Below are 19,765 nucleotides of genomic sequence, written 5' to 3'. Positions count from 1 at the left end.
CTGTCAGGCGGCCCAGCGTTCGACGACGTCGCGGCGCGGTTCCAATCCCATGCCGGGGCGGGAAAGATCGGGGGCCAGCTTGCCGTTGCGCGGCTTCGTCACGCCCTCGAACAGCATTTCCTCGATGCGCACATGGTCGTGGAAATATTCCATATGCCGCAAGGCGGGCAGGGCGCAACAGGCGTGGAGATGCAGGGCCGGGGCGGTATGGGCCGAAAGAGGCGTGGACATGGCTTCGCACAGGGCGCCGGTGCGCAGGAATTCCGTCAGGCCCATGCAGCGCGTGGCGTCGGCTTGCAGCACATCCACCGCGCCCGCCTCCAGCATCCGGAAGAAATAGCTCAGATCGTAGCCATATTCCCCGGCGGCGATCTCGACGCAGTGCGGCACCCTCGTCCGGATCATCGCAAGCCCTTCAAGGTCGTCCGAGGAGACGGGCTCCTCGAACCAGATCACGTCATGCCGGGCAAAGCCCTCGGCCATGGCGCAGGCCTGCTTGCGCCCATAGGCGCCATTGGCATCGACCATCAGGGAGACCGAAGGGCCGATGGCCTGGCGGGCGGCGGCGACGCGATCCAGGTCTTGGGCCGGGTTGCTGCCGACCTTCATCTTGACCATGGCGATGCCGCTTTCAGCCCAGCGGCCGAGTTGTTCCGTCAGTTCCGCGATGGACATGGATGTGAAGCCGCCGCTGCCATAGACCGTCACCGACTCGCGGACCATCCCCATCAGCCGCGCCAGCGGTACCGACAGCAGCCGCGCCTTCACGTCCCAAAGGGCGGTATCCACCGCCGCGATGGCTTCCGAGGCCAAGCCCGGGCGGCCGAGATTGCGCACGGCCTCGACCATGGATTTCCAGGCCGCCGGAATCGCCATGGCGTCGCATCCCACCACCAGCCCTGCCAGCTTGTCGCGGATCAGTTCAGCGGCGGCCTTATGGGCATAGGTATAGCCGAAGCCGGTGCGCCCGCCCGCCGTGACCTCGACCAGGATCATGGTGGTCGAGGTCCAGTCCAAGGTGCCGTCGGATTCCCTCTCCTCGGTCGGGATGGTCAGGGCATGGACCTTGACGCTGCGGATCGGGACAGGGGCGAGCATGGCCTCAGATGATCTCACGCGCCCTCGATCCCATGATCGTGGTTGCGATCTTCCCGGCATCGGGGGTGCCGCGAACCAGGGATTCCGCCAGCTTCTCGGCCTGCTGCAGGCTGACCTTGGGCGGCATCGGCGGTTCATGGGTGTCCACCAGGGCGTTGATGATCACCGGGCCGGGCTCGGCCAGGGCCTGGCTCAGGATGTCGCCGCAGGTCGCCGGGTCGTCGATGGTATAGCCCTTGGCACCGCAGGCCCGGGCAAACATGGCGAAATCGATGGGTTGCAGGTCGCAGGCGAATTCCGGATTGCCCAGGAAGACCATCTGCTCCCACTTGATCTGGCCCAGCGAGGCATTGTTGACGACGACGATCTTGACCGGCAGGCCGTATTTCACGCAATTGGCGAATTCGCCCATCAGCATGGTGAAGCCGCCATCGCCGACCAGCGCCACCACCTGCCGCGCGGGAAAGGCGACCTGGGCGGCGATGGCATAGGGCAGGCCGCAGGCCATGGTCGCCAGATTTCCGGAAAGGCTGCAGATCTGGCCCCGCCGGTATTTGATCTGGCGGGCATACCAGGTGGCGATGGTGCCGGAATCCGAGAAGAAGATGGCGTCGCTCTTCAGCCGCTTGCCCAATTCCCAGGCCACTACCTGGGGCTTCATCGGCTTGGATTGGTTGGTGGCGCGCTTCTCCATCAATTCCCACCATTCCTTCATGCCCGCCTGGGCCTTTTCCAGGAAGGAACGGTCGGGCTTGCGCTGCAACAACGGGATCAGATGGCGCAGGGTCTGGAGCGAATCGCCCACCAGCCCGACTTCGGCGGGATAGCGCAGGCCGATGCGTTCGGCCTCCAGGTCGATCTGCACGCAGCGCGCTTGGCCCGGCTTGGGATAATATTCGATATAGGGAAAGGTGCTGCCGATGATCAGCAGCGTGTCGCAACTTTCCAGCGCCTCCTGCGAAGGCTTGGTGCCCAGCAGCCCGACGCCGCCGGTGGTATAGGGGCTGTCGTCCGGCAGCACCATCTTGCCCAGCAGCGGCTTGCCGATGGGGGCGGCCAGTAGTTCGGCGATCTGTTCGAGCTCGTCGGTGCAGCCGATGGCGCCGCGCCCGGCCAGGATCATCACCTTCTGGCCGTCATTGAGGATCGCGGCGGCCTGGTGCAGGGCGCTCTCGTCGGGCAGGCCGGCGCTCTGGGCGAAGACCTGCGAGACATGGGCGGGCTTGTTGCGCTTGGAGGGCGTGTCCTTGCCCAGCGGCATGGACTGGATGTCCACCGGAATGGTGACATGGGCCACGCCCTTGCGTGCCAGGGCGGTACGGCAGGCCTGCGAGATCACGTTCCCCATATGCGCCGGTCCCATGACGCGGTTGTTGTAGACCGCGACATCCATGAAGACCTTGTCCAGTTCCACATCCTGCTGGGTATGGGTGTTCAGCAAATCGTGGAACTGCATTCCGGTGATGGCCAGGACCGGCACGCCGTCCAGCTTGGCGTCGTAGAGCCCGTTCAGGAGATGGATGCCGCCCGGCCCCGAGGTGGCGACGCAGCAGCCCAGCTTGCCCGTGACCTTGGCATAGCCGCAGGCCATGAAGGCGGCGGCTTCCTCGTGCCGGACCTGGACGAAACGGATCTTGTCCTGGCGTTTGCGCAACGCCTCGAAGACCCCGTTGATGCCATCGCCGGGCAGTCCGAAAATGACCTCCACACCCCAGTCGATCAGGGTGTCGACAAGCAGGTCGGACGCGGTTTCCGCCATGTCTCGGGCTCCTTTCCGTTAGCAGGCTCCTGCTTGGTCAACGAGCGAGACTTGTGCTGGTTCCCCCTTCTTATCAGGCGCAAATGGCTTTTTGTGCCGCCTCTTCGGGCCCAAATGGCGAGCTATCTCAACCGGCCAAAGGGAGATGGAAGCCATGAAGGACAAGGTCGTCGTCGTGACCGGGGCCTCGGCAGGGGTGGGGCGGGCCATCGCCCTCGAATTCGCCCGGCAAGGCGCCCATGTCGGCCTGATCGCCCGTTCGCGCGAGGGATTGGAAAAGGCGCGGGCCGAAGTCGAAGCCCTGGGCGGTTCGGCCCATGTGGTGCCCTGCGACGTCACCGATGCCGAAGGGCTGGAAAAGGCCGCCGAGGAGATCGAGCATGTGCTGGGGCCCATCGACATCTGGGTCAATTCTGCCATGGCGACGATTTTCTCGTGGTTCGAGGACATCACGCCCGAGGAATACAAGCGCGCCACCGAAGTCACCTATCTGGGCGGCGTCTACGGCGTGCGGACGGCGCTGAAGCGTATGAAGCCGCGCGACTGGGGGACGATCGTGCAGGTGGGGTCGGCGCTTGCCTATCGCGGCATTCCGCTGCAATCGGCCTATTGCGGGGCCAAATTCGCCCTGCGCGGCTTCCTCGATTCGGTGCGTTCCGAACTGATCGCCCAGGACAGCCATGTGAAGGTGATCAGCGTCCATCTGCCGGCCCATGACACGCCGCAATTCGAATGGAGCCTGTCGCATCTGGACCGCCATCCCCAGCCGGTGCCGCCCATCTTCACCCCCGAACTGGCGGGGCGTGCCGTCGTCTGGGCGGCGGATAGGGGCAAGCGCGAGACCTGGGTGGGCTGGCCCGCAATCCAGACCATCCTGGGCGCGCGTTTCCTGCCCGGTGCCTGGCTCGACCGCTATGCCGCCTCCCATGCGGTGGACAGCCAGTTCCTGACCGAGACGGTTTCCCCTGACCGCCCCGCCAATCTGTTCGAGACGCCCCCGGCGGAGATGCACCGGACGGCGGGCCGTTTCAACGACCAGGCCGAGGATGACAGCCTGGCCTTACGGCTGAACATGCTGCCCCGTCCGGTCAAGGCATTGGCCATTGGGGCGGCGGCAGGTTTCCTGCTGGCGCCGATGATGATGTTCCTCTCCAAAAGGAGGGCGACGGATGAGGAATTGGCCCTGCGTTCCAAGCCCTTACCTAGAGGACGAGGAGCAATGGCTGGAAACAGGGGGCATCGCCCATGGCCCAGGACGGCCCGGTCGCGCGGTTCGACCGTCGGCTATCGCTGATCGTCGTTTTGGTCGCCCTGGCGATGGTGGTGCTTTCGCTCGTTCTGCTGCGCGGTCTCACGGCCGAGGCGGCGCGGACGGCACCGCCGCAGCCGGTGCCCTTCAGCCATGCGCTGCATGTGGGGGAACTGGAGATCGATTGCCGTTTCTGCCATGCCAGCGTCGAGTTCGGCGCATCCGCCGGATTTCCGCCCATGACCACCTGCATGGGCTGCCACTATCCGGCGGAGGAACCGCCCGAGGTCGAGCCCTTGCGCTGGCAGCGCGTCGCGCCCTTGCCCGAGCACAGCTATTTCCATCACGGCATCCATGTCTCCAAGGGCGTGGGCTGCGAGACCTGCCATGGCCGTATCGACGAGATGGTGGCGACGCGGCGCGACAACGACTTCACCATGAGCTGGTGCCTGGACTGCCACCGGGATCCCGAGCCGCATCTGCGCCCGCGCGAGGCGGTGACCGTGATGGATTGGGAACCGCCGCGCGATCAGGCGGAATTGGGACCGGAACTGGCGCGGCTTCATGGCGTCCGCGATCCGGAATTCCTCACTCACTGCAATGTCTGCCACCGCTAGGGAACTCATGGACGACGAAACCGCCGATTTGCCCAGCCGCCGCGAATTCCTGAAGGTCATGGCCGCCTCGATGGCCATGGCGGCGCTGGCCGGTTGCGGCGAGGGGCCGCCGTCCGAAGCGATCCCCTATGTCGTCCAGCCCGAGGACGTGGTGCCGGGCCGTCCGCGCTTCTATGCCACCGCGACACTGTTCGAAGGCTATGCCCAGCCGGTGCTGGCGGAAATCCATGACGGGCGGCCGACCAAACTGGACGGCAATGCCTTGCATCCGGCGGCGTCGCGGGGCAGCGACCCCTTCCTGCAGGCTGCGGTGCTGGAACTCTACGATCCCGACCGCTCGGGCGAAGTCATCCGCGAGGGCGTGGTGGCGACCTGGGAAGAGGCCTTCACGGCCCTGGCCGACATCCCCGCCCCCCTGCGCCTGCTGACCGGCAGCGTCACCTCGCCGACCCTTCAGCGGCAGATCGAGGACCTGCTGGCCCGGCGCCCCGATGCCCGCTGGCATGTCTTCGAGCCGGTGGGGCGTGGCCTGCGCGCCCAGGCCACGGAACTGGCTTTCGGGCAGCGACTGGATGTGCATTGGCGCCTGGACCGGGCGCCGGTGGTGGTCAGCCTGGGCGAGGACCTGCTCGGCCCTGGTCCCGACCAGATGCGCCATGTGCGCGATTGGGCCGATGCCCGCAGGGAGGCCGAGCGTCCGCCGCGCCTGTGGGTGGCGGAGGCCACGCCCAGCCTGACTGGGGCGGGGGCTCATCGCCGCCAAGCCGTGTCGGAATACCGTCTGCCGATGATGGTTTCCGCCCTGGGTGCGGCCTTCGGACTCGCCGAGGCGCCGCCGGGCCTGACGGAGGAAGAACAGGACTGGATCGCCCGTGCCGCTGCCGACCTGCGGAACCGGGGCGGCATCGTCGCCGTGTCCTCGACCTTGCCGGTGGAAGTCCAGGCCCTCGGCTTGGCGATCACCCGGCAGACTGGCGGCGATGCCATGATCCTGACCGAGCCGGTGGCCGTGCCGGGGCAGGGCGGGCTGGCCGACTTGGTGGAGGAAATGGCGGCGGGGCAGGTGGGATCGCTGCTGATCCTTGATGCCAATCCGGCCTATACGGCCCCGGCCGATCTCGATTTCCCCGCGGCGCTGGAACGGGTGCCGTTGAGAATCCATGCGGGCCTCTATCAGGACGAGACGGCCTTGCTCTGCCAGTGGCATCTGCCGCTGGCCCATGCGCTGGAAAGCTGGGGCGATGCCCGGGCCGTGGACGGCACGGCGATCATCATGCAGCCGATGATCCGTCCCTTGCGCAACGGAATCGAGGCGGCGGCGATCCTGCCGGCGGTGCTGGGGCAGAGGGTTTCCGCGCTCGACGAGGTCCGCGCCACCTGGGCCGGGCCGTTGGGCAGCGAGGATGCCTGGCGGCGGGCCCTGCATGACGGGCTGGTGGAGGGCTCGGCCCCGCCGCCCGTTGCCGTCCAGGTCCGGCCGGTTCCGCCCGTTCCGCCGCCGGAGGGGCCACCGCAGGGACTCGAGATCGTCTTCCGGCCGGACCCCACCATCTGGGACGGGCGCTTTGCCAACAATCCCTGGCTCCAGGAATTGCCCAAGCCGCTGAACAAGATCGTCTGGGACAACGTGGCCCTGATTTCGTCCGGCACGGCCCAGGCGCTGGGGGTGCGGAACGGTGCCCTTATCCAGGTCACGGCCGGTGGGCGGTCGGTGAACGTCCCGGCCTGGATCATGCCCTTCCAGGCCGAGGATACGGTCACGCTGTTCCTGGGCTATGGCCGGAGGCAGGGCGGGCGCCTGGCGACGGGGATCGGTTATGACGCTTATACTCTGCGTCCCGCCGCTTCGCCCTGGCGGCTGACGGGGGCGAGCCTTGCGCGGGCCGGGGGGCAGGCGCGGATCGCCGAGACCCAGCTTTATCATGAAATGGGCGGGCGCGACCTCGTGCCCGTGGTGGCGCCGGGCGAGGCCATGCCCCAGCCGACGGAGCGCCAGCCCTCGATCTATCCGCCCTGGACCTATGAAAGCTATGCCTGGGGCATGGTCGTCGATACCGATCTTTGTACCGGCTGCAATGCCTGCGTGGTCGCCTGCATGGCCGAGAACAACGTTCCCGTGGTCGGCAAGGACGAGGTTCTGATCGGGCGCGAGATGCATTGGCTGCGGGTGGATTCCTACGATTTGAGCGGCGATACACGCTTCCTGCCGGTGCCCTGCATGCATTGCGAGAAGGCGCCCTGCGAAGTTGGCTGCCCGGTCAATGCCACCGTGCACGGGCCGGAAGGGCTGAACCAGATGGTCTATAACCGCTGCATCGGCACCCGCACCTGCTCCAGCTATTGCCCCTACAAGGTCCGGCGCTTCAATTACTACGAATATTCCGCCCGTCAGCCGGAGACGGCGCCGGCCCAGCGCAACCCGGATGTGACGGTGCGCGGGCGCGGGGTGATGGAGAAATGCACCTATTGCGTCCAGCGCATCAATGCCGCCCGCATCCAGGCAGAAATGGAGGGCCGCCCGATCGCCGAGGGCGAGGTCACCACCGCCTGCCAGGATGCCTGCCCGGCCGGGGCCATCATCTTCGGCGACCTGAACAATCCTGACTCGGCGGTTTCGCGGGCGCGGGCCAATCCGCGCAATTACCGGCTGCTGGAAGAACTGAACACCTGGCCGCGCACGACCTATCTGGCGGCGGTGCGGGACCGGGAGGGCCAGGCCTGATGTCCCGGCTGCTCTCTAGCGAGGAAACCTATGAAACCGTCACCCAGCAGGTGACGGACATCACCCTACATCCCCCGGCACGGCGGCGCTGGTGGATGCTGATGGCCCTGTCGCTTCTGATGCTGGGCATCTTCTTCCTGTCCACCGGCTGGCTGTTCATCGCCGGGGTGGGGATCTGGGGGCTGAATGTCCCGGTCAATTGGGGCCTGGATATCGTCAATACCGTGTGGTGGGTGGGGATCGGCCATGCCGGGACCATGATCTCGGCCCTGCTGCTGGTGATGGGCCAGCAATGGCGCAACTCGCTCAACCGCTTCGCCGAGGCGATGACCCTGTTCGCGGCCATCTGTGCGGCGCTGTTCCCGATCCTGCATCTGGGCAAGCCGGAACTCTTCTATTGGATGTTCCCCTATCCCAATACCATGGACCTGTGGCCGCAATTCCGCAGCCCGCTGGTCTGGGACGTCTTTTCCTTCACGGCCTATATCACCGTGTCCTTCCTGTTCTGGTATGTTGGCATGATCCCCGATCTGGCGACCATGCGCGACAAGACCACCAAGCCGCTGGCGCGGGCCATCTATGGCCGTCTCGCCTTGGGCTGGCGGGGCACGGCGCAGCATTGGGAACGCTGGCGCCAAGCCTATGTCGCCATCGCCTTGATCACCTTCCATCTGGTGGTGACGGTCCATAGCGGTGTCGCCATGCTGTTCGCCGGCGGGCCGGTGCCGGGCTGGCACACCACCATCTTCCCGCCCTTCTTCGTGCAGGGCGCCGTCTTCTCGGGCGTTGCCGTGGTGATCCTGCTGGCGGTGGTGCTGCGCCATGCCTTCCATCTGGGCAATCTGCTGACCCTGAAGCATCTCGATATCCTGGCCAAGCTGCTGCTGGCGACCGGATTGCTGACCGCCTATGGCTATCTCGCCGATGCCTTCCACGCCTGGTATTCCGGCGACATCCACGAGATGCAGACCCTGCATGACCGCCTTTTCGGGCGCTATGCCTGGAGCGCCTGGGGCTCGCTGTTCCTCAACATCGTGCTGATCCAGCTTCTGTGGTTCCGCCGGATCCGCCGGTCGGTGCCGATGCTGTTCGTGATCGCCCTGGGGGCGGCGGTGGGCATGTGGCTGGAGCGCTATCTGCTGATCGTCACCGGCCTGTACCGCGATTTCCTGCCGTCTTCCTGGCATGGCTACGAGACGACCATCTGGGAATGGGGGCTGTTCATCGGCTCGATCGGCCTGTTCGCCGTGCTATTCCTGCTATTCGCCCGCTTCCTGCCCTTGGTGTCGATGTTCGAGCTGAAGGAGGAACTGGCGGCGGAGCGGCGGATGAAGGGGGACGAGGAATGAACCGTCCCTGGGGGCTGCTGGCCGAATTCGACGATTCCGACCGCCTGATCGAAGCCGTGCGCCGCACGCGCGAGGCCGGTTACACCGAATTCGAGGCCCATACGCCTTTTCCCGTCGAGGGGCTGGCCGATGCCTTGGATTTCCAGGAGAACAAGATCGACCCCCTCCATCTGGCGGGAGGCATCGTTGTCGGCGGGGCGGCGCTGTTGCTGCAATGGTGGATCAATGTGGTCGATTACCCCCTGAATATCGGCGGGCGCCCGCTGGCGGCTTGGCCTGCCTTCGTGCTGCCGACCTTCGAGATCGCCACGGTCGGCGCCACGGTCGTCGGTGTGGCGGCGATGCTCTATCTCAACGGCCTGCCGGGCCGGAAGACGCATCCGCTGCTGAAGATGGAGCGCTTCCATCTGGCCTCCGATTCCCGTTTCTTCCTGTCCATCCAGGCCAGCGACCCGGTCTACGAACCGCGCCGCACCCGTGCCTTCCTTGAAGGGCTGGGGCCGGTCGCCCTGGACGAGGTGCCGCGATGAGAACGGCCTTCGGATTGCTGGGCATGGCCCTGTTTTTGGCCGGATGCGACGACATGGCCAACCAGGACCGGTACCGAACTTATGATCCCGCCCCCGACCTGCCCGGTGGACGGACATGGCAGATGCCGGTCGAAGGGACGGTGGCGCGCGGCCAGCTGGAAAGCCCGGCCCCGCCCGAGATCACGCCGGACCTGGTGGCGCATGGCCGCGACCGCTACGCCGTCTATTGCACTCCCTGCCACGGCGCCGATGGCGGGGGCAACGGGCATGTCGCCGGGCGTACCATGCCCCATCCGCCGCCTTTCACCGCTGCGGAACATGCAGCCAGCCTGGAAGAGATCGTGGAGGTCATCGAACGGGGCGTGGGGGTGATGTATCCCATGGCCGACCGCATCGGCCATGCCGACCGTTGGGCGATCGCCGCCCATGTCATGGAATTGCGGAACGGGGGAGGTGCCCCGTGACTTTGCGGATGGCGATCGCGGGCGGCGGGCTGGCCGCCTTCCTGCTGGGCATGGCCGCCGCCCTGGCCGGATCGGCCTTCTGGCTGGGCCTCTATCTGGCGCTGCTGGTGGGGCTGACCGCCGTTCCGCTGGGGGCGCTGGCCTTGCTGATGATCCATCAGCTGGCCGGGGGGGAGTGGGGCCGGAACCTGGGGCCGCTGCTGCGCGGTGCGACCCGCCTGCTGCCGCTTGCCGCCCTGCTGTTCGTCCCGGTCCTGGTGGGGCTGGAGGTCCTCTATCCCTGGGCCCGGCCGGGCTGGGAAGGCCCGGGCGGCAAGGGCGTGTGGCTGCAGGACTGGTTCTTCATCGCCCGCAGCGTCGTCTATTTCGCCAGCTGGATCCTCACCGCCTGGCTGCTGCTGCGGCCGGGCCGTCATCCGGTGGTGGCCGGGCTGGGGATGGCGGCCTATACCATCACCGCCTCGCTGGCCGGGGTGGACTGGCTCATGACCCTGGAGCCCGAGTTCAATTCCTCGGTCTTCGGCCTGCTGTTCATGAGCCAACTCGTGCTCGGGGCGCTGGCGCTTCTGGTGGCGGTCGCCTTGCGCAGCCCGATGGCCTTGCCGGCCCGGAAGACGCTGGCGAGCCTGCTGCTGGCGGCGGTGCTGCTATGGGGCTATCTGGCCTTCATGCAATATCTGGTGATCTGGTCGGTCGACCTGCCCCATGAGGTGAGCTGGTATCTGCAACGTTCCGAAGGAGTCTGGGCTCTTATCCCCTGGGGCCTGGTGCTGCTGCAATTCCTGCTGCCGCTGATCCTGCTGCTGTCCTGGGCGCGCAGCAGCCGCCGTATCCTGGCCGGGGTGGCGGTGCTGCTGTTTGCCATGCATATGCTGGAAGCGGGCTGGATGGTGCTGCCCGGCCTGCGGCTGTAAGCTATTCTGGCCGCTGTCGGGCGAACCAGGCGGAGACCGCCCTGACATCTTCGGGCGAGAGCAGGCGGGCGATATGCTGCATGCCGCCCACGGGATCGTTGCTGCGTTCGCCTTCCAGCCAGTGGCGGAACTGGAGTTCCATGTAGTTCCGTCCCTGTCCGGCCAGGTAGGGAACCGAATTCATCGCCCCTTCCCCTTGCCGTCCATGGCAGGCGGCGCAGGCCGGGACTCCGCTTTGCGGCAGGCCGTGCAGGGCGATTTCCTCGCCCCGTTGCAGCATCGCCATGTCCGCCTCGTTGGGCTCCGGCGGCGGGGGCAGGGGCGTGTCCAGCCCTTCGTAGAAGGCCCCGACATCCCACCATTCCTGAAGGCTCATCTCCTCGGCGATGGGCGTCATGATGTCGTTGTGCCTGGTGTCCTCGGTGAAGTTCTTCATCTGCTTGTAGATGTAATAGGCGCTGAGGCCGGCGAGGCGCGGGGCGCCGTTGGCGTCGTCGCCCTCGCCATGCAGGCCGTGGCAGGTGAAGCAGGGCCCGGCGCGTTCATTGCCGCCCGAGGCCAGGCGGTGGCCGTTCTCCGGGTCCGGGGTGACCGGCTGGGCGGCGGCCGGATGTAGGGCGGCGGCCAGGAGAAGGATCAGGCTGGTTCGGATCACATGCATGCCGGCACCAGGAAAATAGGCAGGGCCACCCAGATGGTGGCGACCAGCGAGGACAGGCAGAGCAGGAAGCCGATCTGGCCCAGGAAGGATTCGGTGCCGTCGCGGGGATTGCGCCTCCAGCGCCGCCAGGCAAAGACGGCCACTACGATGATGGCCAGGATGGTCAGCGCCGATACCGTCAGCCCCACGCCCGCGATCAGGCCTCGGTCCAGTTCGAACCGGCAGCCCATGATCTCGAAGACATAGACGACCAGGAAGAACAGGATCCAGATCGCAGGGGCAAGGGTGACGGCGAACAGGCTTCGCATCATCCCCCCTGCAGCATCAGCGGATAGAAATGGACCACGCCCACACCGACCAGGGCGAAGGCGAGGGTGGTGTGCCAGAACAGGGCGGTATTATCGATCATGATCGAGCGCTCGGGCGTGACCAGGCCCAGCCACAGGCGCAGGGTCACGACCAGGGCCATCAGCACGGCAACCAGTACATGGAGCATGTTATAGGCCAGCACCGCCCAGGCCATGGTCGGATAGTTATGCGCCTGCGGCTCAGGCCATGCATCCAGCGCCACCCCCAGTTCCAGGCCGATCCAAGCCAGCCCGGCGAGGGCCGCGAGCGGCATCGCCAGCTTGGCGATCCAGGCATGGCCACGGCGCAAGGCGATGACCGAGCCCTGCACGATGACGCTGCCCAGGATCAGGATTGCGGCGGCGATGGCGACGGGAAGCCTTTCGCCGGTCGCCTCGATGCCCTCCGGCGGCCATTCCGGCGCCACGGTCCACATGTAGAAATAGCAGAACAGCAGCCCGCCATAGGCCGCCAGATCGGCCAGCAGCGCCGTTGCCAGCCCCCACCAGGCATGACTGTCCGGGGCGGAACCGTAGGTCGGCAGGCGCGTATTCATGCCGACATTCACGATTTCCTCGGGATGGCGGTAATCGGTGCTCCAGGACCAGCGCACCAGCAGAGAGAGCGTCACTACGCCCCCGACCAGGATCATCCAGCCTTCGTAAAGCAGACCGCCGACGATCATGAAAGCGACGGAGATAGCTGCGGCGAGGGGAATCCAGGTGGGGCCGGGCAGGACGATCACCTGTTCGGGCTCGCCGCTGATCGAGCCGGTGCGCATGGTTTCGCGTCCCCCGGTCGCGGGGATCGCCATGTAGAATTCCCCGGCCTGCACCCTGTCGTTCAGGCTGCGGTCCTCCCACAGGGGATAACGGCATTGGACGGGAGGGAGGCTGGTGCTGCCGCTGGGCGCCATCGGGGTGGTGCCGGCCCATTCCAGGCTGCCGGCATTCCACGGATTGCTGCCGGCGATGGGGCCGTGACGATGGTGGCGGATCAGGTCGATGATGAACAGCAGCGCCGCCACGCCCATCATGAAGGCGCCGATGGTGCTGACGAAATTGATCGGCCCCAGCCCCAGTTCCTCGGGATGCAGATAGACGCGGCGGGGCATTCCCAGCAGACCGGCGAAATGCAGCGGCCCGAAGGTCAGGTTGAAGCCGATGAATTTCAGCCAGAACACCCACTTGCCGACCCGTTCCGACATCATGCGGCCGCTATGCAGCGGCATCCAGTAATAGAGGGCGGCGAAGACGGGAAAGATCATGCCGCCGACCAGCACATAGTGGAAATGGGCGACGACGAACTGGGTGTCGTGGACCTGCCAGTCGAAGGGCACCGAGGCGACCATCACTCCGGTCAAGCCGCCGAAGCTGAAGATGAACAGGAAGCCCAGGATGAACAGCAGGGGCGTGGTCATCTTGGGCCGCGTGCCCCATAGCGTGGCGATCCAGCCGAAGACCTGGATGCCCGAGGGAATGGCCACTGCCATGCTGGCGGCGGAGAAGAAGTTCAGCGACAGATGGGGAATGCCCACCGTGAACATGTGGTGAACCCACAGCCCGAAGCTGATGAAGCCGGTGCTGACGGCGGACAGGATGAACAGGTTGTGGGCGACCAGGGGCCTTCCCACCATGACCGGCAGGATGGTCGAGACGATGCCGGCGGCGGGCAGGAAGATGATGTAGACCTCCGGATGGCCGAAGATCCAGAACAGATGCTGCCACATCACCGGGTCGCCGCCGCGCGCGGCATCGAAGAAGGGAAAGCCGAAGGCGCGCTCGCCCTCCAGCATGGCGTCGCCGACCAGCAGCGGCGGGAAGGCGAAGATGATCATCAGCGCCGTGACCAGCATGTACCATCCGAAGATCGGCATGTCCTGCAGGCGCATATGCGGCGCGCGCGTCTTCATCACGCCGACGATGATCTCGACGGCGGCAGTCAGGGCCGAGATTTCGACGAAGGTGATGCCCAGCAGCCAGAAATCGGCATTCACGCCGGGCGAGAATTGCGACAGCGACAGCGGCGGATACATGAACCAGCCGTCCAGCGGCGCGGCGCCGAACAGGAAGCTGGAGAACAGCAGGATGCCGCCCAGCACATAGCACCAATAGCCGAAGGCCGAGAGGCGAGGAAAGGGCAGGTCGCGGGCGCCCAGCATCTGCGGCAGCAGATAGACGGCGAAGCCCTCCATGATCGGCACGGCGACCAGGAACATCATGGCCGTGCCGTGCATGGTGAAGATCTGGTTGTAGGCGACCGGGTCCAGCAGGTCGTTGTCGGGCACGGCCAGCTGCAGGCGGATCAGCAGCGCCAGGATGCCCGCGAAGATGAAGAAGGTGAAGGCGGTGGCGATGAAATAGCGCCCGACATAGACGTTGTTCACTTCCGTCAGGGCACGGATGCCTGCCGGGCGTCGCCAGACTTCCGTCAGCAGGTCGCGCTTGCTCATTCCAGGCTCTCCAGCCAGGCGGCGATGGCGCGCAGGGTTTCACCGTCGAAATTGTTGAAGTTCGGCATCAAGTTGCGCGGCTTGATCGATTGGCTGTCGGCGATCCAGCCGGCCAGCGGCCCGATGCCGTTGGGCAGGGTGCCGGCGCCGATGGTCAGGCGCGAGCCGACATGGGTGAGGTCGGGGCCAAGCACTCCGTCGGCGGTCGTGCCGCGCACGCGGTGGCAGGTGCCGCATCCGGCATCCAGGAAGGCGTCGCGCCCCCGCGCCAGGAAGGGATCCTCGGGCTCCGGCGCCGGACGGGCCTGCGCCTCCAGCCATGCGGCATATTCCTCGGGAGGCTGGGCGACCAGCATGAAGGCCATCAGCGCGTGCTGCTCGCCGCAGAATTCGGCGCATTGGCCGCGATATTCCCCCGGCTCGTCGGCCTGGATGACCATGCGGTTCAGGCGGCCGGGGATCATGTCCAGCTTGCCCGCGATGGCCGGAACCCAGAAGCTGTGGATGACGTCGGTGGTGCTGAGATAGATCTCCACCGGCTGGCCGGCGGGGATACGGATCTCGTTGGCGGTGATGATGTCGCTGCCGTCGGGCGCAGCCCCGGGATAGCGCACTTCCCACCACCAGCGCTTGCCGACTACTTCGATGGTGGCCGCCACAGTGTCGCCGCTGCGCGAGCGGGTGGTGAGATCGACGCTGAAATAGATCAGCGCCGTCAGCGTCACCAGCGGCAGACCGATGCCGAAAAGATAGATCATGGTCTTGCCCGCCAGCTTTTCGTCGCCCCGGGCGCGCAACAGGCCCCAGGCGATCATGCCGACCACCAGGATCATGATCAGGATGCTGCCGACGAACATCGCCCACCACAGGTTTGCGACCTCGGCGGCTTCTGGTCCGGCTGGGTGCAGGGCCGACTGCATGGGCCTCCGTCAGCGTAAGGTATAGAGATAGGCCGCGACATCCCGCTTCTGCTGGGGCGTCAGGCCGACACCGGGCATGGCCGTGCCGGGAATCATGGCTGGCGGATCGGCCAGCCATTGGATCAGCTCTTCCGGGCGGTTGGGAATCTGGCCGGCGATATAGGCCCGGTGGCTGAAACCCTCCAGCGGCGGGCCCACGGCGCCACGGGCCCCGCGAATGCCCGGAATGACATGGCAGGCGCCACAGCCATAATCCCTGATCGCCTCGCGCCCGGCACGCACGTCGCCGCCCGGAACCATCAGATGGTCCGGCACCTCGCTCTCGCATCCCGTCAGCAGGGCGAGGCAGGAAAGGGCAACGAGCATGGCCGCGGGCGCGGCCAGCGGGGAGAGCGGATGGTCCATCGCGTCCTTTGTCCACGGCAGCGGTCTCGCCAGCATATGGGGGGCGGGACGTGCCGCAGAAACACCCCGTCCGGCGGGGTCGCTGGAGCGGATGGAGAATCGGGTTCGTTTATTGCGCGATCATGCTGCAATGCGGAATGACAGAACGACAATATTGATGCTAGGGTCTTTCCTTGGGATCCCCCGGGGAAGGGGTTCCGAGACGAGGCGTGTGAATGCGGCTCAAGCAAGAAGGGGAGGCGGTATGCAGACAGAGTTCCGCTTCGAATATGTCAGGGTAGGCCTGGCTGATCCCAATACCCAAGTCCGCCAGGCCCTGCGGGCCATGCTCCAAAGCGCCGGTTTCCGCGACATCGGGGATTACCCGAATGTCGAGCGGCTGGAACAGGCCATCGCCGCCGACCGGCTGGACCTTCTCATCGTCGACGCGCAACTGCCCGGCGGCGATGTCTGGAACCTGATCTATCGCCTGCGCCATCACCGGCTGGGCAAGAATCCCTTCATGCTGGTCATGGCCCTGTCGGCCGAGCCGGACGCAGGCTTGGTCCGCCGGGTGGTGGATTCGGGCGCCGACGACATGGTACTGAAGCCGGTTTCTGTGGGCACCCTGATCCAGCGGATCGCCGCCCTGGCGCGCAAGCGGAAGCCTTTCGTCATCACTCACAATTATATCGGCCCCGACCGCCGTAGGGCGCCGCGCCCGCGCGGCAGTGTCGCACCCATGATGGAGGTGCCCAATCCCCTGCGCAGCAGGGCCGTGGGCAGCAACGACAGGGATCTGCAAAGGGTGATCGACGCGGCGGCGGCGCGCATCAACGAACACAAGATGGAACGCTATTCCGTCGAGATCGGTTTTCTGGTCGAACGCATCCAGGCCGCTTACGAGACCGGTACGGGCGAAGATCCGCAGCGTGACGAAGACCTGGACCGGCTGCATTACGTGGCCGAGGATCTGGGGCGGCGCATGCAGGGAACGGCCTTTGCCTATGTCTCGGAACTGGCGCTGTCGCTGAAGGTGCTGGTGGAAAGGGTGAAGGCGCGGCCCTCAGCCTCACACCGGGCCGATCTGGAATTGCTGCCCAAGCTGGCCGCTTCCATTCGTCGGGCCTTCGAGCCCGACCGGCCCCGCATCGACACCGCACCCTTGCCGCTCAAGCGTTCCCCGGCGCAGGAAGCCGAGGCCGCGGAAGCCTGAGGCGGAAAGCGAAAGGCCGCGCCCTTGCTGGGCGCGGCCTTTGTCGGAGCGCGGGGATCAGGCGAGCTTGGCCTGGGACTGACGGGCCAGATGGGCGAAGTGGCGCATTTCGCCGACCACCCGGCTGAGATCTATCTTTTCCAGTTTGGCGCTGACGCGTTCGATCTCGGCCCGTGCTTGGCTGGCCTGGGCGCGCATCTCGGCGCTACGGGTGGCGAGGTCAGCGGCTTCCTGGGCAAGTTTTCCGAAAGAGGCTACATCGATGCCGCGGGCGTTGTTGTTCATAGCCGTTTCCCCTGCATCGGGCTGGGAGGGGATCTCCCTGCCCATGATTTATTCCGAACCATTATCGCGCATGGAACGGAGCGGGGGCTATTGTCCCGCAGTATGGGAAATGTTCTCCCGAAACTGTGAAAAAGTATAAGAGGGCCTGCCGGACTCCTCTTGCGCCTTGCTCCCGCAGGGGCGGCGGCGGATACCGGAGGTTTGGCAGGACCGCACGCAATTCCTATCTTTCTTTCCGTCCAATCAAGAAAGAGGAGACGATTCCATGGAGCAACGGCAGCTTGGCCGATCGGGGCTGAAGGTGGCCCCTCTGTGTTTCGGCGGCAATGTCTTCGGCTGGACGGCCGACGAGGCGACGTCCCACCGTCTGCTCGACGCCTTCGTCGGGGCCGGGTTCAACTTCATCGACACGGCGGATGCCTATTCGATCTGGGCGCCGGGAAATAGCGGCGGCGAGTCCGAAACGATCATCGGCAACTGGCTGAAAAGCCGGGGCAACCGCGACAAGGTGGTGATCGCCACCAAGGTCGGTTCGGAGATGGGGCCGGGCATGAAAGGCTTGGCGCCGGGCTATATCCGCACCGCCGTCGAAGCCTCGCTACGCCGTTTGCAGACGGATTATATCGACCTCTATCAATCCCACTGGGACGACCCCGACACGCCCTTCGAGGAGACGCTGGGAGCCTATAAGGAACTGATCGACCAGGGGAAGGTGCGGGTGATCGGCTGTTCCAACCTTACCCCGGCGCGCTTGCGCGAGGCGCTGGAGGTCAGCGCGCGGACCGGCCTGCCGCGTTATGAAAGCCTGCAGCCGGAATACAATCTCTACGACCGCCAGGGCTATGAGGAGGAACTGGAAGGAATCTGCCGCGAGAATAACCTGGGCGTCATCAGCTATTACTCGCTCGCCAGCGGCTTCCTGACCGGCAAGTACCGCTCCTCCGAGGATGCCGGCAAGAGCGCGCGCGGTTCGGGCGTGGTCGGCAAGTATCTGAACGACCGGGGGCGGGCCATCCTGAAGGCGCTGGACGAGGTGGCGGCGGAGAGGGGGGCGACTCCGGCCCAGGTGGCGCTGGCCTGGCTGATCGCCCGTCCCGGCATCACCGCCCCCATCGCCAGCGCCTCGAAGGTCGAGCAACTGGAGGACCTGTTCGCCGCCGCCCGCCTGCAGCTCGACCAAGCGTCCATCGAGCGGCTGGACCGCGCCAGTGCTTGGGAGAAGGGCCATCAATAACAGGCTGTCCCTGCCGGTGGGCCGACGGCAGGTATTGATGGGAGGCGCCGGACTGGCGGCGTCTCTCCTGCTCCTGCCGCGCGGCTTGTCCTTGGCCCATGCTACCGGAACCGGGCCCCTCCGCAGCCTGGTTCCCGCTCCGGCACGGGTCCGCATGGTCGGTGCGGAGCATCCCGAGACGGCGGTCTGGGCCTATGACGGCCAGGTTCCCGGGCCGGAGATTCGCGTCCGGCAGGGGGAGCACCTCAGTATCGCCGTGACCAACGGGCTACCCGAGGAGACCACCGTCCATTGGCATGGCATCCGCACGCCCAACGCCATGGATGGCGTGCCGCACCTGACCCAGAAGCCGATCGCGCCGGGGGAGACCTTTCTCTACTCCTTCGACGTCGAGGATGCCGGGACCTTCTGGTATCACCCGCACCACAACTCGGCCGAGCAGGTGGAAAGGGGGCTTCACGGCGCCCTGATTGTCGAGGAATGCGAGCCGATCCGGGTGGATCGCGAGGCGACATGGGTGCTCGACGACTGGCGCCTGCTCCCCGATGCCTCCATCAGCGAGGATTTCGGCAATTTCCGGGACATGAGCCACGCCGGCCGCCTCGGCAATACGGTCACTATCAATGGCCAGGTCCTGGACGACATGCCGGTAAGGGCGGGGGAACGGCTGCGTTTGCGCCTGATCAACGCGGCCAATGGCAGGCTGTTCGGCCTGCGCTTCCAAGGGCACCGTCCGATGGTGATCGCCCGGGACGGACATCCGGTCGAGCCCCACGAGCCGGAAGAGGGCAGGGTGATCCTCGCCCCGGCCCAGCGCATCGACCTCGTGATCGATATGGAAGGCGCGCCGGGAAGCCGGGTTTCGGTCATTGACGACTTCTATCCCAACCAAGCCTACCGGCTGGTCGATCTCGTCTATGACGCGGGGGCGCCCTTGCGCGACCATCCGCTGGAGACGGGAATTTCCCTGCCGCCCAATCCGCTGGCCGAACCGGACCTGGGCAGCGCTATCCGCCATGAGGTGGTGCTGGGCGGCGGCATGATGGGAAGGATGACCGAGGCCATGATGGGCGGGCGGATGACCGACATCCGGACGCTGATGCGCCACGGCATGGCCTGGGCCATCAATGGCGTCGTGGCGGAGGGGCATCATCATGGGGGCCATGTCCTCGACCCGATCTTCACGTTGAAACGCGGGCAGACTTGCGTGATCGCCATGGAGAACGACACCGCCTGGCATCATCCCATGCATCTGCACGGTCATGCATTCCGGGTCCTGTCGCGCAACGGCCGTCCGACGCGCTTCCGCGAGTGGCAGGATACCGTGTTGCTGGCGCCACGGGAAAAGGTCGAGATCGCCTTCGTGGCCGACAATCCGGGGGATTGGATGTTCCATTGCCACATCCTGGAACATCAGGCCGGGGGAATGATGAGTACCATCCGCGTCGCCTGAGTCCCTTGGATCGTGATGCGGAAAACCCTAAGCCCGGCATCGGATTTTACGATTTTCCCAGACCTGCCGGAGCTTCCATAGTTTGGATGCCGCCCCCGTGCGGGGCGGTG

Annotated in this window: 18 protein-coding genes; 10 read left to right on the top strand and 8 right to left on the bottom strand. The window is 66.0% G+C overall.

Annotated elements, in window-relative coordinates; all coding sequences use genetic code 11:
- Positions 1-3: 3 nt before the first annotated feature.
- Complete coding sequence (locus tag EPD66_RS10345) at positions 4-1,098, bottom strand: enolase C-terminal domain-like protein (protein WP_142848431.1); 1,095 nt, start codon at positions 1,096-1,098, stop codon at positions 4-6.
- 4 nt (positions 1,099-1,102) lie between these two features.
- On the bottom strand, positions 1,103-2,857 hold the full coding sequence (locus EPD66_RS10340) for a thiamine pyrophosphate-dependent enzyme (RefSeq protein ID WP_142848430.1): 1,755 nt from the start codon (positions 2,855-2,857) through the stop codon (positions 1,103-1,105).
- Positions 2,858-3,011: 154 nt separating this feature from the next.
- Here EPD66_RS10340 and EPD66_RS10335 point away from each other — a divergent pair, with 154 nt between their 5' ends.
- Genes EPD66_RS10335 through EPD66_RS10305 form a run of 7 tightly spaced genes read left to right on the top strand, consistent with a single transcriptional unit; the run spans position 3,012 to position 10,702 of the window.
- Positions 3,012-4,151, top strand: a complete 1,140-nt coding sequence (locus tag EPD66_RS10335) for an SDR family oxidoreductase (RefSeq protein ID WP_142848429.1) — start codon at positions 3,012-3,014, stop codon at positions 4,149-4,151.
- Positions 4,103-4,723 (top strand): cytochrome c3 family protein, encoded by a 621-nt coding sequence (locus EPD66_RS10330; protein ID WP_142848428.1) that lies wholly within the window; start codon positions 4,103-4,105, stop codon positions 4,721-4,723. The genes EPD66_RS10335 and EPD66_RS10330 overlap by 49 nt, the downstream gene beginning before the upstream one ends.
- 7 nt (positions 4,724-4,730) lie before the next feature.
- On the top strand, positions 4,731-7,445 hold the full coding sequence (locus EPD66_RS10325) for a 4Fe-4S dicluster domain-containing protein (RefSeq protein WP_185961348.1): 2,715 nt from the start codon (positions 4,731-4,733) through the stop codon (positions 7,443-7,445).
- Positions 7,445-8,794, top strand: coding sequence for an NrfD/PsrC family molybdoenzyme membrane anchor subunit (gene nrfD / locus EPD66_RS10320; RefSeq protein WP_142848426.1), 1,350 nt, complete (start codon positions 7,445-7,447; stop codon positions 8,792-8,794). The genes EPD66_RS10325 and nrfD overlap by 1 nt, the downstream gene beginning before the upstream one ends.
- On the top strand, positions 8,791-9,324 hold the full coding sequence (locus EPD66_RS10315; RefSeq protein ID WP_142848425.1) for a DUF3341 domain-containing protein: 534 nt from the start codon (positions 8,791-8,793) through the stop codon (positions 9,322-9,324). The genes nrfD and EPD66_RS10315 overlap by 4 nt, the downstream gene beginning before the upstream one ends.
- On the top strand, positions 9,321-9,788 hold the full coding sequence (locus tag EPD66_RS10310; RefSeq protein ID WP_142848424.1) for a cytochrome c: 468 nt from the start codon (positions 9,321-9,323) through the stop codon (positions 9,786-9,788). The genes EPD66_RS10315 and EPD66_RS10310 overlap by 4 nt, the downstream gene beginning before the upstream one ends.
- Positions 9,785-10,702, top strand: coding sequence for a hypothetical protein (locus EPD66_RS10305; RefSeq protein WP_142848423.1), 918 nt, complete (start codon positions 9,785-9,787; stop codon positions 10,700-10,702). Before EPD66_RS10310 ends, EPD66_RS10305 begins: the two co-directional genes overlap by 4 nt.
- A gap of 1 nt (position 10,703) precedes the next feature.
- On the opposite strand, the gene EPD66_RS10300 is transcribed toward EPD66_RS10305, so the two are convergent.
- The 5 genes from EPD66_RS10300 to EPD66_RS10280 are packed head-to-tail and all read right to left on the bottom strand — an operon-like array spanning position 10,704 to position 15,488.
- Complete coding sequence (locus tag EPD66_RS10300; protein WP_142848422.1) at positions 10,704-11,363, bottom strand: c-type cytochrome; 660 nt, start codon at positions 11,361-11,363, stop codon at positions 10,704-10,706.
- The gene (locus tag EPD66_RS10295) at positions 11,354-11,674 is read right to left on the bottom strand and encodes a hypothetical protein (RefSeq protein ID WP_142848421.1); all 321 of its coding nucleotides are present in this window, start codon (positions 11,672-11,674) and stop codon (positions 11,354-11,356) included. The genes EPD66_RS10300 and EPD66_RS10295 overlap by 10 nt, the downstream gene beginning before the upstream one ends.
- The gene (gene ctaD, locus EPD66_RS10290; RefSeq protein WP_142848420.1) at positions 11,671-14,163 is read right to left on the bottom strand and encodes a cytochrome c oxidase subunit I; all 2,493 of its coding nucleotides are present in this window, start codon (positions 14,161-14,163) and stop codon (positions 11,671-11,673) included. The genes EPD66_RS10295 and ctaD overlap by 4 nt, the downstream gene beginning before the upstream one ends.
- On the bottom strand, positions 14,160-15,083 hold the full coding sequence (gene coxB / locus EPD66_RS10285) for a cytochrome c oxidase subunit II (RefSeq protein WP_142848419.1): 924 nt from the start codon (positions 15,081-15,083) through the stop codon (positions 14,160-14,162). The genes ctaD and coxB overlap by 4 nt, the downstream gene beginning before the upstream one ends.
- A 9-nt stretch (positions 15,084-15,092) precedes the next feature.
- Positions 15,093-15,488 carry a cytochrome c family protein gene (locus EPD66_RS10280; RefSeq protein WP_221930953.1) on the bottom strand — a complete coding sequence of 132 codons (396 nt, stop codon included), beginning with the start codon at positions 15,486-15,488 and terminating at the stop codon, positions 15,093-15,095.
- Between the two features lie 244 nt (positions 15,489-15,732).
- Between EPD66_RS10280 and EPD66_RS10275 the strand changes: the two genes are divergently transcribed.
- Positions 15,733-16,683 (top strand): response regulator, encoded by a 951-nt coding sequence (locus EPD66_RS10275; RefSeq protein WP_185961347.1) that lies wholly within the window; start codon positions 15,733-15,735, stop codon positions 16,681-16,683.
- 57 nt (positions 16,684-16,740) lie between these two features.
- On the opposite strand, the gene EPD66_RS10270 is transcribed toward EPD66_RS10275, so the two are convergent.
- Complete coding sequence (locus tag EPD66_RS10270) at positions 16,741-16,968, bottom strand: hypothetical protein (RefSeq protein WP_142848416.1); 228 nt, start codon at positions 16,966-16,968, stop codon at positions 16,741-16,743.
- 265 nt (positions 16,969-17,233) lie between these two features.
- On the opposite strand from EPD66_RS10270, the gene EPD66_RS10265 reads away from it, so the two are divergent.
- Positions 17,234-18,202, top strand: coding sequence for an aldo/keto reductase (locus EPD66_RS10265; RefSeq protein WP_142848415.1), 969 nt, complete (start codon positions 17,234-17,236; stop codon positions 18,200-18,202).
- Between the two features lie 37 nt (positions 18,203-18,239).
- Complete coding sequence (locus EPD66_RS10260; RefSeq protein ID WP_142848414.1) at positions 18,240-19,655, top strand: multicopper oxidase family protein; 1,416 nt, start codon at positions 18,240-18,242, stop codon at positions 19,653-19,655.
- The last annotated feature ends 110 nt before the right edge of the window (positions 19,656-19,765 follow it).

The organism is Telmatospirillum sp. J64-1 (genome assembly GCF_006980715.1).
GTDB classification, from domain to species: Bacteria; Pseudomonadota; Alphaproteobacteria; order Rhodospirillales; family Magnetospirillaceae; genus Oleiliquidispirillum; species Oleiliquidispirillum nitrogeniifigens.
Note: the sequence above shows the minus strand (reverse complement) of the source record. Positions and strands in the feature narration are given on the sequence as shown.